We start from the raw sequence: 12,586 nt of genomic DNA, 5'->3' as shown, positions 1-12,586 counted from the left end.
GCAAGGTCAGCCGATGCCGGGCTCCATCATCTTGCGGTTGGCGCAAAAGCGCGGCGGGTGGTCGGCACCGGCCGCGTTGTCGTCCAGCCAATCCTCGCAGCTGCCGGGATTGGGGCAATCGCAGCAGCGGTCCAGGGCGTCGGACCATTCGGAATCGCTCAGCCGGTCAAGATCGTCGCCAACCGTGCGTGCCATGCGCGTCATCAGCTGGATATGGGCCTGGGTTTTGGGATCTGCGAGCATCGGGACCTCCGTTGCGGGAACACGGGGGTCAGCATCGGTCGCGCTGGCGCGGGTCGCCTTGATTCAGGTCAAGCCTTAGCGAATGCGCCCGGCGCGCAGGGCGGCAACGGTGGCGTCCACGGTCTGGATGCGCTGGCCGTTCGGCGGGTGCGAGCCAAGAAAGCGATCGCCCGGATCGGGGATGCGGGTAAAGAACCCGGCCCCGCGTGCCGGGTCATAACCGGAGCGCCAGGCGATCACGGTGCCGATGGCGTCGGCCTCCAGCTCGAAATCCTTGGAATAGGTGCGCGCGCCGACCGAAGCACCAATGTCTTGCGCCGACCGGATCGCCCCGGCATCCGCCCCGCCAAGCGCCGCGATGGTGCCCAGCAGCACCGCCCCCGCCATCGCCGTATCGCGCGAGCGGCCGATATGGCCCGCGATATGGTGCGCGGCCTCGTGCCCCAGCACAAAGGCCAGCTCGTCTGCATTGCGCGCATCGGCGATCAGCGACAGGGTAAAGCCGATCAGCGGCTGGCCCGTCTGCGGATCCAGCGTGTGAAAGGCGTTGGACGGTGCCCCGGCGCGGTCGTCGATGACGATGCGAAAGTCGCAGTTCAGATCGGGGCGCTTTTCGTGGCAATAGCCTTCGGCCACCGGCTCAACCCGTTCCACCACCTGAACGAAGGTACGTGCGGCGGTCGGAAAATCGGGGGCGGGGGGCTGGGTGGCGGACGGCGGGGCCATCGGCACGGGGGGCGGCGCCATGGTGCAACCGGCAAGGCCGGCCAGCACCGCCAGAGCCAGCCCCACCCGTGTCATGCCTGCCCGTGTCATCCCGGCCTCGTTTCGTTGCGCCGGGGCAATTTAGCGATGGTGGCGGGCGGGGGGAAGCGGGCCGCGCGCGGCTGACGCGGACGTGAGAGGGTTTGCCCCCGCGCCTGCGCCGTGTCAGGATCGGCCCAAGCGGCAGGAGAGGTGCCATGTTCACCATCGAACACGAATTTGACGCGACGGTCATCACCCTTGTCGACGAGGGCGAGGCGCCGCTGCAAGAGGATATCACCATCAACGCCTTCGAGGATGGCGTGACGGTCGAGCAGCTGGACCCGCGCACCGAGGAGGTGCAGCGCATCGTCCTGAGCCCGACGCAGCTGCGCGATCTGGCGGCGGCGCTGAACCTGCCCGAGGGCATCTATCGCCGCGTTGGTGCGGGCAAGGAGTGAGCATGTTCCAACCCGGAGAGATCGGCCCCGAGGTGGCGGGCTGGCAGCCCCCGCCTGTGCCGCACGCGGCCCCGATGCAGGGCCGATGGGCCGAGCTGGCGCCGCTGTCGGCAGACCAGGCGCCCGCGCTGTGGCGCGCGATCCAGGGGCGGCCCGAGCTGTGGACCTATATGGGCGGCGGGCCCTTTGGGTCCGAGGCAGAGTTCGCGGATTGGATCGCCACTGTCGCACCGGGGGCCGATCCGCAGTTCTGGGCGATCCGCCCGCGTGGGGGGGACTGGCTGGGCATGGCCAGCTATCTGCGCATCACGCCCAGGGACGGGGTGATCGAGGTGGGGAACATCCTGTTTTCCCCGGCCATGCAGGGCACCCCGGTGGCGACCGAGGCGATGGCGCTGATGATGGCGCGGGCCTTTGATCTGGGCTACCGGCGCTATGAATGGAAATGCAACGCGCTGAACCTGCCCTCGCGCCGGGCGGCGCAGCGGCTGGGGTTTTCCTTCGAGGGCGTGTTCCGCCAGCATATGGTCATCAAGGGCCGCAACCGCGATACGGCGTGGTTTTCCATCACCGATGCGGAATGGCCGGCGCTGAAGGCGGCCCATGACCGCTGGCTCGCGCCCGAGAATTTCCAGGATGGGCGGCAGGTGGTGGCGCTGTCGGACCTGACGCGCGGTTTGCTGGCGGCGCGCGATCCGGCATTGTAGCGCCCTTGGGCGGCTGGCGGATGCCTCCGGCGGGGATATTTGGATCAAGGCGAACAACATGGTTGGCAGGATCATCGAGACCGAGGCCTGTGTGGCCGAAGGCGCGCTCTGGCTGGCCACGCGCGAGCCGCGCTTTGCCGAGGCGCTGGAGCTGACCGGCCCCTTGCCGCTGCGCAGGCGGGACGGCGGGTTTCACAACCTTCTGGGCGCCATCGTCTCGCAGCAGGTCAGCGTGGCGGCGGCGGATGCGATCTGGCGCCGGATGGAGGCGGCCGGGATGACGCGGGCCGAGGCGGTCGCCACGGCCACCGAGGAGGCGTTGCGCGCCTGCGGGCTGTCGCGCCAGAAGGTGCGCTATGCCCAGGCCCTGGCGGCGGCGGGGATCGACTTTGACGCGCTGCGCGGCCTGCCGGACGAGGATGTCGTGGGCACGCTGGTCGCCTTGCCGGGGATCGGGCGCTGGACGGCCGAGATTTACGCGATGTTCAGCCTGGGCCGGGCCGATGTGTTCGCCCCTGCCGATCTGGCGTTGCAGGAATCGGCGCGCCTCCTGTTCGGGCTGGAGGCACGGCCGAGCGAAAAGGCCTTGCGGGCGATGGCTTCCGATTGGTCGCCCTGGCGTGCGGTTGCGGCGCGGCTGCTGTGGGCCTATTACCGGGTGGCCAAGGACCGAGAGGGCATACGATGACGCGCAAGCTGAACGCCAAACGCAAGGCCCCGCAATCGGGCGATGTGAAATCGGCGGTGATCTTCCTGCATGGCTATGGGGCCGACGGGGCCGATCTGTTGGGGCTGGCCGATCCGCTGGCACCGCATCTGCCGGACACCGCCTTTCATGCGCCGGACGCGCCCGAGCGCTGCACGGGCAATCCCTTTGGCTATCAGTGGTTTCCCATTCCCTGGCTGGACGGGTCGAGCGAAGCCGCAGCCCAGGCGGGCATGGCGGCCGCGGTTGATGATCTGAACGTCTATATCGACAGCGTGCTGGAAACCGAGGGGCTGACGCCGGACAGGCTGGCGCTGGTCGGCTTTTCGCAAGGCACCATGATGAGCCTGCATGTCGCCTTGCGCCGCGATGCGGAACTGGCGGGCGTGGTCGCGTTTTCCGGCCGGCTTCTGGCGCCCGAGCGGTTGATGGCCGAGATCCGCGTCAAGCCGCCGGTGCTGCTGATCCATGGCGATGCCGATCCGGTGGTGCCCTTTGACGACATGCGCAAGGCCGCCGAGGCGCTGGTCGAGGCGCGGGTTGAAACCTATGCCCATGTGATGAAGGGCACCGGCCATGGCATTGCCCCCGATGGTCTGGGGGTGGCGCTGAACTTCCTGCGCGACCGTCTGGACTGATCTGTCACGCCTCTGTCACCTGATCCTGCCAGATTTCCCCCGTGATCGCAGATCGCGGGACTTGCCATGCTGCAAGCGCGATATATAGTCGGGGTGTCGGGGCGGGGCTCCCGCCCTGTCAGCAGGGCGAAGGAGGCACGGGTCATGCTTGACACAGCCGAAACCGAATTTCGAACCGGCTTTGTGCGCGATCCGGCATCGCTGAAGCATTTTCCGGCGCTGGTGCTGAACGCCGACTACCGCCCGCTGTCCTATTACCCGCTGTCGCTGTGGCCCTGGCAAGAGGCGGTGAAGGCCGTGGTCCTGGACCGGGTGCAGATCGTGGCCGAATATGAGGCCACGGTCCGAAGCCAGCGGGCCGAGTTCAGGATACCTTCGGTCGTCGTGCTGAAGGATTATGTAAAACCCCAGAAGCGCGTGGCATTCACGCGCTTCAATCTTTTTCTGAGGGACGAATTCCGCTGCCAGTATTGTGGCAGCGTGCATGATCTGACCTTCGATCATGTCATCCCGCGCTCGCGCGGGGGGACGACGTGCTGGGAAAACGTGGTCGCGGCCTGCAGCCCGTGCAACCTGCGCAAGGGGAATCGCTCGCTCAAGCAGTCGGGGTTGCGGCTGTCCCGTGCGCCGCGCCCGCCCTCGCCCGAGGATATGCGCAATGCCGGGCGCAAGTTCCCGCCCAACCATCTGCATGAAAGCTGGATGGATTACCTGTATTGGGATGCGGAACTCGAGGCCTGAGGGTCTGTCATAAAAATGTTACCTTTCGCGGCCCGGCCGGATAGTCTGGACCTTTCGGCTTGCGGAGGTGCCCATGCCCATCGGTCTTGTCGCTGCATCCATCAACATGGGAATCGCGCTGGGGTGCGGGGCCCTGATCGGCGCCGAACGCCAGATCCGGCAGCGCAAGGCGGGCTTGCGGACCAATGCGCTGGTGGCGCTGGGGGCTGCGGCCTACATGGTGTTCTCGATGCTGGTCGAGGGCGACATGAGCCCCAGCCGCGTGGCCGCGCAGGTGGTCAGCGGCATCGGCTTTCTGGGCGCCGGGATCATCTTTCGTGACGGGTTCAACGTGCATGGCCTGACGACGGCGGCCACCTTGTGGTGTTCGGCCGCGGTCGGGTTGCTGGCTGGCGGCGGGCACTGGCAGTTTGCGCTGGTGGCGACGGGCCTTGTGGTCTTCGTGAACTTCGGCTTGCGGCCCTTTGTGCAATGGATGAAGCGGCGCATCCGCAGCGGCGGTGCCACGGGGCGCAGCTTTCGGGTTGCGGTCACCGTGCCTGAGCCGCTCGAGGGCGCGGTGCGCGGGCTGATGCTGCGCACGCTGTCGCTTGGCGGGATGCATTTGACCGAGATCGAGATGCGCCGCGATGCCGAAGGTCAGGGCCTGACCCTGGCCGCCAGCGTCACGGGCGATGGGGTGACCGATGCGATGATGGATCAGGCGGTCCAGCGTCTGGCAGTCGAGCCGGGGCTGACGCGGGTCCGGTGGGAGGCGCTGGACGACGCCTGAAGCCATTCTTTCTGCCGTCGCACAGGGGTGCTAAGGTGCAGCGTCTCGCGCGCGGCTGACGGCCGGTGCAGAACGATGCAAGTGCCAGCGGAGGGCCCATGGTCTCGCGCGTCATTCCGGTCGAGCCGTTCGATCTGGTCGTCTTCGGGGCAACCGGCGATCTGGCCCGGCGCAAGATTCTGCCAGGGCTTTACCGGCGCTGGCTGGGCGGGCAGATCCCGCCCGAAAGCCGGCTGATCGGGGCCGCCCGCAGCGCAATGGCGCTGGCCGGGTTCCGCGACTTCGCCGCGCAGGCGATTGCGGAATTCGTTGCCGCTGACAAGCGCGATCCGGTGGCCGAGGCCGCCTTTCTGGATCGTCTGGACTATGTCGCGCTGGATGCCACGGGCGAAACCGGCTGGGCCGATCTGTCGGCCCGGATGCGCGGGGGCGTGGTGCGGGCGTTCTATTTCTCGGTGGCGCCGGCGCTGTTCGGTCCGCTGGCCGAGCGGCTGAAGCTGCATGGCATTGCCGATGATGACAGCCGCATCGTGGTCGAAAAGCCCTTCGGGTCCGATCTGGAAACCGCGCGGGCGCTGAACGCGACGCTGGCCCGGCATTTCCACGAGGCGCAGATCTATCGGATCGACCATTACCTGGGCAAGGAAACGGTTCAGAACCTGATGGCGGTGCGCTTTGCCAACATCCTGTTCGAGCCGCTGTGGAATTCCCAGTATGTCGATCATGTGCAAATCACTGTGGCCGAAACGGTCGGCGTGGCAGGGCGCGCGTCGTATTATGACAAGTCGGGCGCGATGCGCGACATGGTGCAGAATCATATGATGCAGCTTCTGTGCCTGATCGCGATGGAGCCGCCCTATCATTTCGACCCCGATGCGGTGCGCGATGAAAAGCTCAAGGTGATCCGGGCGCTGGATCCGGTGCGGCCGGCCGACATCGTGCGCGGGCAGTATCTGGCAGGGATCGGCCAGCCGTCCTATCGCGACGATGTCGAGAACCCAGAGAGCCAGTCGGAAAGTTTCGTCGCGCTGCGGGTGAACATCTCGAACTGGCGCTGGAAGGGCACGCCCTTTTACCTGCGCACCGGCAAGCGGTTGCGGGCGCGGGTGTCCGAGATTGCCGTGACCTTCAAGGAGCCGCCGCATTCGATCTTTGACGATGCACAGGGCTGGCGCGAGAATGTGCTGGTGATCCGCCTGCAACCTGACGAGGGGATGAACCTCAAGGTGATGATCAAGGAGCCGGGGCCGGGCGGGATGCGTCTGGTGCAGGTGCCGCTGGACATGTCCTTTGCCGAGGCCCTGGGCGAAGAAGGGTCGGACATGCCCGACGCCTATGAGCGGCTGATCATGGATGTGATCCGCGGCAACCAGACCCTGTTCATGCGCGGCGACGAGGTCGAGGCCGCCTGGGCCTGGACCGATCCGGTGATCGACCTGTGGGAAGGCGAGCGGCCCCAGGGCTACGAGCCCGGAACCAGCGGTCCCGAAGAGGCGTTGATGCTGATGCACCGCGACGGGCGGCGCTGGAGGGAGATCCGCTGATGGAATTCCGCGAATACCCGGATGCCGAGGCGCTGTTCCTGTCGCTGGCCCATGAGATCGCCGGAGAGTTGGGGCAGGCGCTGCGCGGGGCCGGTGCGGCCTCGTTGGCGGTGCCGGGGGGCACGACGCCGGGCCCGCTGTTCGATCTGTTGTCGGCCGTCGATCTGGACTGGCCGCAGGTCACCGTGATGCCGACCGACGAGCGGTGGGTGCCGGACAGCGATCCGCGGTCCAACACCCGGCTGATCCGCGCGCGCCTGTTGCAAGGTGCGGCGGCGGTGGCGCGGCTGGTGCCGTTCCATGCGCCGGACATGTCGCCCGAAGAGGCGGCAGGGCCGCTGGGGGCCATCGTGGCGCAGCATCTGCCGCTGACCTCGGTCGTGCTGGGCATGGGCGAGGACATGCACACCGCCAGCCTGTTTCCGGGCGGCGACCGGCTGGCGGCCGCGCTGGCCGCCGATGCCCCGCCGGTGCTGGCCATGCATGCGCCGGGCGCGCCCGAGCCGCGCCTGACCCTGACCGCGCCGGTTCTGGCCGGGGCGATCAACATTCATCTGTTGATCCTGGGAAAATCCAAGCGTCTTGCGCTGGAACATGCTCAGGCGTTGACGCCGGACCTTGCCCCGGTGCGCGCGGTGCTGGATAACGCCACCGTGCATTGGGCGGAGTGATTTGATGACCCTCGAGGCGAAGTGGACGGCACTGGCGGACCATCACGCCGAAGTCGGCGCGCGCAGCATTCTTTCGTTGTTCGACGCGCCGGATCGGGCCTCGCGTTTTTCCGCGCGGCTGGACTATGCGGACCGCGGGCAGGGCTGGTTCCTGCTGGACTATTCCAAGACCAACCTGGACGAGACCGGCTTTGCCCTGCTGATGGATCTGGCGCGCTCGGCCGGCGTCGAGGCGCGGCGCGAGGCCATGTTCACCGGCCAGCCGATCAATGAGACCGAAGGGCGCGCGGTGCTGCACACCATGTTGCGCGGCCAGCCCGATCCGGCCTTGCGCGCGCCCTGGGTGCAAGAGGCCGCCGCAACGCACGAGCGCATGGCCGAGTTTGCCCGCAAGGTGCGCTCGGGTGCCTTTGCGGGGGCAGGCGGGGCGTTCACCGATGTGGTCAACATCGGAATCGGCGGGTCCGACCTTGGGCCGGTGATGGCAACACTGGCGCTGGCGCCCTATCACGACGGGCCGCGCACGCATTTCGTGTCGAACGTCGACGGGGCGCAGGTGTCGGACACGCTGCGCGGGCTGGACCCGGCGACGACGCTGGTGGTCGTGGCCTCCAAGACCTTCACCACCATCGAGACGATGACCAATGCCGCCACCGTGCGCGACTGGATGCAGGCGGCGGGCGTTGATGCAGCCGCCCAGATGGTCGCGGTGTCTTCGGCGGCCGATCGCGCGGCGGAATGGGACATTCCGGCCGACCGGGTCTTTGGCTTTGGCGATTTCATCGGCGGGCGCTATTCGGTCTGGGGGCCGGTCGGGCTGGCGCTGATGCTGGCTGTCGGGCCCGAGGATTTCGACGCCTTTCGCAGCGGTGCCGCCGCGATGGACCGCCATTTCCGCACCGCACCGCTGGAGGCAAACCTGCCCGTGCTGCTGGCCATGGTCGGGGTCTGGCACGCGCAGATCTGCGGCTATGCGACCCGCGCGGTGCTGCCCTATGATCAGCGCCTGTCGCGCCTGCCGGCCTATCTGCAACAGCTGGAGATGGAATCGAACGGCAAGCGCGTCGCCATGGATGGCACCGAGCTGGCGCGCAATTCCGGTCCCGTGGTCTGGGGCGAGCCGGGAACGAACGGCCAGCACGCCTTTTACCAGATGATCCATCAGGGCACCCATGTCATTCCCTGCGAGTTCCTGATTGCCGCGCTTGCGCATGAGCCGGCATTGACCAATCACCACCGCTTGCTGATCGCCAATTGCCTGGCCCAGTCCGAAGCATTGATGCGCGGCCGCTCGCTGGAGGAGGCGCGCGCGATGATGGCGGCGCGCGGGTTGGCCGGCGCCGAACTGGAACGCCAGGCAAGGCACCGCGTGTTTCCCGGCGATCGCCCCTCCGTCACCATGGCCTATCGCCAGCTGACGCCCTGCACGCTTGGCATGATCGTGGCGCTTTATGAACACCGGGTCTTTGTCGAAGGTGTTGTGCTGGGGATCAACAGCTTCGATCAATGGGGGGTCGAGCTAGGCAAGGAACTGGCGCTGAAGCTGGAACCCATGTTGGCGCAGGGCGCCGATGACAGCGCCAAGGACGGATCGACGCGCCAGCTGCTGGGGGCCCTGCGCGGTGCCTGATTGCATCGCATGATTGCGTTGCGGCCCCCGTCCGCTATCATGCGCCACATTCTATGGCGCAAGGATTGACTGCATGGCAGGGATTTCGGTGCTTATCGCCGATGACCATCTGCTCTTGCGGGAAACGCTGGTGCATTTCCTGTCCAGAGAGCCGGGGTTTTCCGTCTCGACCGCCGGAAGTCTGGCGGAAACGCTGTCGCGGATCGCGACGGACGGGCCGTTCGACGTGGTGCTGCTGGATGTGGTGATGCCCGGAATGCAGGGCCTGCCTGGCGTCTCCGAAGTGGTGGCGGCGAATGCGGGGGGCGCCGTCGTCGTGATGTCGGGCAATGTCCAGCGCAGCTTTGTCGAAGGCGCCATGCAACGCGGGGCCAAGGGCTATGTGCCCAAGACGCTGCCCGCTCGCGCGCTGGCCGAGGCGATGCGTCAGGTCGCATCCGGGCGCAGCTATCTGCCCGTCGATCTGTATTCCGGCGTTCCTGCGCCGGCGCCCGAGGGGCTGTCTCATCTGTCCCCACAGGAGCTGCGGGTGCTGCGCTATCTGTGCCAAGGCCTGTCGAACAAGGAAATCGCACGCGAGATGGATATTGGCGAGGTGACGGTGAAAACCCACATGCGCGCGATCTGCACCAAGCTGGGCGCGCGCAACCGCACCCAGGCGGCGCTGATCGGAACGGCGCATTTTCGGGGCTGACGGTTGACTGCGGCATTGTGGCAGGGGAATCAGGTTGCGCGCCTTGATGCTGCGGTGCAGCATGGCAAGGGGCGAATCTGCCTGATCGAAGGGGGGCAGGATGCAAGCGTTCGGGGGCGTCATCACGGTGGCGCAGCAAAAGGGCGGCAGCGGCAAGACCACGCTGGCCGCGACACTGGCCGTAGGGTTCCGCCGCCTTGGCGCGCGGGTCGCGCTGCTGGACACCGATCCGCAGGGCAGCCTTGGCCGCTGGTTCATGACGCGGCGCGAGCGGCTGGGCGACGATCCGGCGCTGGAAATGTCGACAGCCTCGGCCTGGGGGGTCGGCTATGAATGCGACAAGCTGCGCCGCCTGTCCGACATTGTCATCGTTGACACGCCGCCCAAGGTGGACAGCGACTTGCGCCCGGCGCTGCGGGCGGCCGATCTGGTGATCGTGCCCGTGGCGGCCAGCCATCTGGACCTGTGGGCCACCGAAGGCGTGCTGGATCTGTGCGCGCGCGAAAAGCGGCCCGTGGCCATCGTGATGAACCGGGTGAAGGCGCGCACCCGTCTGGGGGCGGAAATCGCCGCGGCTGCCGCCGATCTGCATGCGGGCATCGCGCAGGCGCAACTGGGCTACCGGGTCGCCTTTGCCGAATCCATGGGCATGGGCCTGGCCGCGCAGGAATTGCCGGGCGCCACCGCCGCCCACCGCGAGGCGAATGCCCTGGTCGACGAGGTCGCAACCGCGCTTGCCCGCGAGGCATGATCCAGATCAATGTAACATGGCGCGAAAACAGGCAAAGTCCGGCTGCTTGAACAGGAGACCGTCATGTATACCAACATTCTCGTCCCCGTTGCGCCCGATCATGGCGCGGTCATTGCCAATTCGATGAAGGCGGCCCGCGCCTTGCTTTCGCCCGGCGGCAAGCTGACCGTGCTGACCGTGATCGAAGCGATCCCGTCCTATATTTCGCAGTATCTTCCGCAAGATCAGCAGGACCGCAATGTTGCGGAAACCAAGGATCAGCTGGCCGCCGAATTCGCCGGGCAGCCCGATGTGGCAACGCTGGTCAAGGTTGGTCATGCGGCCCAGACCATTCTGGATGTCGCCGAGGAAGGCAAGCATGACTGCGTCATCATTGCCTCGCATCGTCCGGGGATGCAGGATTACTTTCTTGGCTCGACCGCCGCGCGGGTGGTGCGTCATGCGCAATGCGGGGTCCACGTCCTGCGCTAGGACGATCGGCTTCGGCCCCATTCCGGCGTCAGCCGGTCTGGCCGATGTCGAAAAGGGGGGGGGGCTGTCTGCCCCCTCTTGACGCTTTCAGCGTCAATTCACCCCCGAGGATATTTGGATCAAGTCGAAAAGCAGCAGCGCGCGGGCGCCGGGTCGGTGCGCGGCCTGCCCGAGGGCAGGTGGTGTGGGAACATCGCCGCCCCTGCGCTCTGCCCGCAGTCTTTGCCTTTTTCCAAATACCCATCCCGGGCCGGGGCCGGGCGCCGCGGCCGGGTGACGCGCCTTTCGCCCCCGGAGTGGCCAAGGTCGCGCCGCGCCCCCTTTCCGCCGACTGCGGCATGGGCTATGCCTTGGCCATGAGGTGGACGGTTCCGAACATTCTGACAACCCTGCGCCTGCTCGCTGCGCCTGGCGTTGCGGTAATGTTCCTGTATTTCAACCGTCCCTGGGCCGACTGGTTCGCATTGGCGCTATTTGTCAGCGCCGCGATCACCGACTTTTTCGATGGCTACCTGGCGCGGCTGTGGAAGCAGGAAAGCCGCTATGGCGCCATGCTGGACCCGATTGCCGACAAGGCGATGGTGGTGATCGCCATCATGGTACTGACCGGCTATTCGGGCATGAACCCCTGGCTGATCCTGCCCGCAACGGTCATCCTGTTCCGCGAGGTCTTTGTGTCGGGCCTGCGGGAATATCTTGGCGACCGCGCGGGGCTGCTCAAGGTGACCAGGCTGGCCAAGTGGAAGACCACGGCGCAGATGATCGCCATTGCGGTGCTGTTCCTGGGCACCGGCCTTGCCTATGTCGAGGCGGGCAGCCCCCGTGCCGGCGAAGGCGGGGTTCCGGTGGCGGTGTCCCATGCTGCCGTGGCCACATGGATCGGGCTGGCGTTGATCTGGTTTGCCGCTGCGCTGACCGCGATCACCGGCTGGGATTATCTGCGCAAGGCTGCGCCCTATTTGCGGGATGCGCCATGATGCGGCTGGATGTGCTGTATTTCGCCTTTGTGCGCGAGCGGATCGGGTTGCCGCGGGAAAAGGTCGATACCAAGGCCGCGACGGTGGCCGATCTGGTGGCCGAACTGATGGCCCGCGAAGACCGCTATGCAGCTGCCTTTGCCGATCTGTCGGCGCTGCGGGTCGCGCTGGATCAGGAGCTGTCGTCCTTCGATGCGCCGCTGGAGGGTGTGCGCGAGGTGGCGTTCTTTCCGCCGATGACCGGGGGCTGACACATGGGCGTGCGGGTCCAGGCCGAGCCCTTTGATTTCGGTGCCGAGGCCAATGCCTTTGCCGCGCAGGTGCAGGGGGCCGGCGCGGTTGTCACCTTCACCGGGCTTGTGCGCGACATTCCGGGCGGGCTGTCGGTGATGGAGATCGAGCATTACCCCGGCATGACCGAACGCGCGCTGGAGCAGATCCGGGCCGAGGCGCTGGCGCGCTGGTCGCTGGCCGATGCGCTGATCATTCACCGCCATGGGCAATTGGCGGCCGGGGACACGATCATGATGGTCGCAACCGCCGCGCGCCACCGGGCTGATGCCTTTGCGGCGGCGGAATTCCTGATGGATTACCTGAAATCGCGTGCGCCGTTCTGGAAGAAGGAACATGGCGCGGCCGGCGCGCAATGGGTCGCCGCGAAGGACGAGGATGAAGCGGCGCTGGACCGCTGGCAGGCACCATAGGATTGCGGTGCAAGGGGTGTCGAGCGGGCAGGGGGCTGTCTGCCCCCTCTTGGCCTGACGGCCAATTCACCCCCGAGGATATTTGGATCAAGTCGAAAGATCAGCAGCGGCGCGGCCGCGCGTTGACGCGTT

General features: G+C 66.9%; 17 protein-coding genes. 15 read left to right on the top strand and 2 right to left on the bottom strand.

Going from position 1 to position 12,586, the window contains the following annotated elements:
- Positions 1–6 precede the first annotated feature (6 nt).
- Positions 7–243 (bottom strand): DUF6455 family protein, encoded by a 237-nt coding sequence (locus G481_RS24710; RefSeq protein ID WP_035026828.1) that lies wholly within the window; start codon positions 241–243, stop codon positions 7–9.
- Between the two features lie 75 nt (positions 244–318).
- Positions 319–1,044, bottom strand: coding sequence for a M48 family metallopeptidase (locus G481_RS0119820; RefSeq protein ID WP_028031538.1), 726 nt, complete (start codon positions 1,042–1,044; stop codon positions 319–321).
- A gap of 161 nt (positions 1,045–1,205) precedes the next feature.
- On the opposite strand from G481_RS0119820, the gene G481_RS0119815 reads away from it, so the two are divergent.
- The 15 genes from G481_RS0119815 to G481_RS0119745 all read left to right on the top strand — a co-directional run bounded on the left by G481_RS0119815 (position 1,206) and on the right by G481_RS0119745 (position 12,454).
- Positions 1,206–1,448 carry a hypothetical protein gene (locus G481_RS0119815; RefSeq protein ID WP_028031537.1) on the top strand — a complete coding sequence of 81 codons (243 nt, stop codon included), beginning with the start codon at positions 1,206–1,208 and terminating at the stop codon, positions 1,446–1,448.
- A 2-nt stretch (positions 1,449–1,450) separates the two neighbouring features.
- The gene (locus G481_RS0119810; protein WP_028031536.1) at positions 1,451–2,155 is read left to right on the top strand and encodes a GNAT family N-acetyltransferase; all 705 of its coding nucleotides are present in this window, start codon (positions 1,451–1,453) and stop codon (positions 2,153–2,155) included.
- 58 nt (positions 2,156–2,213) lie between these two features.
- On the top strand, positions 2,214–2,843 hold the full coding sequence (locus tag G481_RS0119805; RefSeq protein WP_028031535.1) for a DNA-3-methyladenine glycosylase family protein: 630 nt from the start codon (positions 2,214–2,216) through the stop codon (positions 2,841–2,843).
- The gene (locus tag G481_RS0119800) at positions 2,840–3,499 is read left to right on the top strand and encodes an alpha/beta hydrolase (RefSeq protein ID WP_028031534.1); all 660 of its coding nucleotides are present in this window, start codon (positions 2,840–2,842) and stop codon (positions 3,497–3,499) included. The genes G481_RS0119805 and G481_RS0119800 overlap by 4 nt, the downstream gene beginning before the upstream one ends.
- A 144-nt stretch (positions 3,500–3,643) precedes the next feature.
- The gene (locus G481_RS0119795) at positions 3,644–4,240 is read left to right on the top strand and encodes an HNH endonuclease (protein WP_028031533.1); all 597 of its coding nucleotides are present in this window, start codon (positions 3,644–3,646) and stop codon (positions 4,238–4,240) included.
- 73 nt (positions 4,241–4,313) lie between these two features.
- Positions 4,314–5,012 (top strand): MgtC/SapB family protein, encoded by a 699-nt coding sequence (locus G481_RS0119790; RefSeq protein ID WP_035026826.1) that lies wholly within the window; start codon positions 4,314–4,316, stop codon positions 5,010–5,012.
- A gap of 98 nt (positions 5,013–5,110) precedes the next feature.
- Positions 5,111–6,556, top strand: a complete 1,446-nt coding sequence (gene zwf, locus G481_RS0119785; protein WP_028031531.1) for a glucose-6-phosphate dehydrogenase — start codon at positions 5,111–5,113, stop codon at positions 6,554–6,556.
- Positions 6,556–7,227, top strand: coding sequence for a 6-phosphogluconolactonase (gene pgl / locus G481_RS0119780; RefSeq protein ID WP_028031530.1), 672 nt, complete (start codon positions 6,556–6,558; stop codon positions 7,225–7,227). The genes zwf and pgl overlap by 1 nt, the downstream gene beginning before the upstream one ends.
- A 4-nt stretch (positions 7,228–7,231) precedes the next feature.
- The gene (pgi, locus tag G481_RS0119775) at positions 7,232–8,857 is read left to right on the top strand and encodes a glucose-6-phosphate isomerase (protein WP_035026824.1); all 1,626 of its coding nucleotides are present in this window, start codon (positions 7,232–7,234) and stop codon (positions 8,855–8,857) included.
- A 73-nt stretch (positions 8,858–8,930) separates the two neighbouring features.
- Positions 8,931–9,551, top strand: coding sequence for a response regulator (locus G481_RS0119770; RefSeq protein WP_051294670.1), 621 nt, complete (start codon positions 8,931–8,933; stop codon positions 9,549–9,551).
- A gap of 100 nt (positions 9,552–9,651) precedes the next feature.
- Positions 9,652–10,302 (top strand): ParA family partition ATPase, encoded by a 651-nt coding sequence (gene parA, locus G481_RS0119765; protein WP_028031527.1) that lies wholly within the window; start codon positions 9,652–9,654, stop codon positions 10,300–10,302.
- Positions 10,303–10,365: 63 nt separating this feature from the next.
- Positions 10,366–10,773, top strand: coding sequence for a universal stress protein (locus G481_RS0119760; protein WP_028031526.1), 408 nt, complete (start codon positions 10,366–10,368; stop codon positions 10,771–10,773).
- Positions 10,774–11,129: 356 nt separating this feature from the next.
- Positions 11,130–11,750: a CDP-diacylglycerol--glycerol-3-phosphate 3-phosphatidyltransferase gene (gene pgsA, locus G481_RS0119755; RefSeq protein WP_028031525.1), complete on the top strand. Its 621-nt coding sequence runs from the start codon at positions 11,130–11,132 to the stop codon at positions 11,748–11,750.
- 5 nt (positions 11,751–11,755) lie between these two features.
- Positions 11,756–12,001 (top strand): molybdopterin converting factor subunit 1, encoded by a 246-nt coding sequence (gene moaD / locus G481_RS0119750; RefSeq protein ID WP_028031524.1) that lies wholly within the window; start codon positions 11,756–11,758, stop codon positions 11,999–12,001.
- A gap of 3 nt (positions 12,002–12,004) precedes the next feature.
- Entirely contained in the window at positions 12,005–12,454 is a 450-nt protein-coding gene (locus G481_RS0119745; protein ID WP_028031523.1) for a molybdenum cofactor biosynthesis protein MoaE, read from the top strand.
- Positions 12,455–12,586: the final 132 nt, after the last annotated feature.

The sequence above is a fragment of the Gemmobacter nectariphilus DSM 15620 genome (genome assembly GCF_000429765.1).
Taxonomy (GTDB): Bacteria; Pseudomonadota; Alphaproteobacteria; order Rhodobacterales; family Rhodobacteraceae; genus Wagnerdoeblera; species Wagnerdoeblera nectariphila.
Note: the sequence above shows the minus strand (reverse complement) of the source record. Positions and strands in the feature narration are given on the sequence as shown.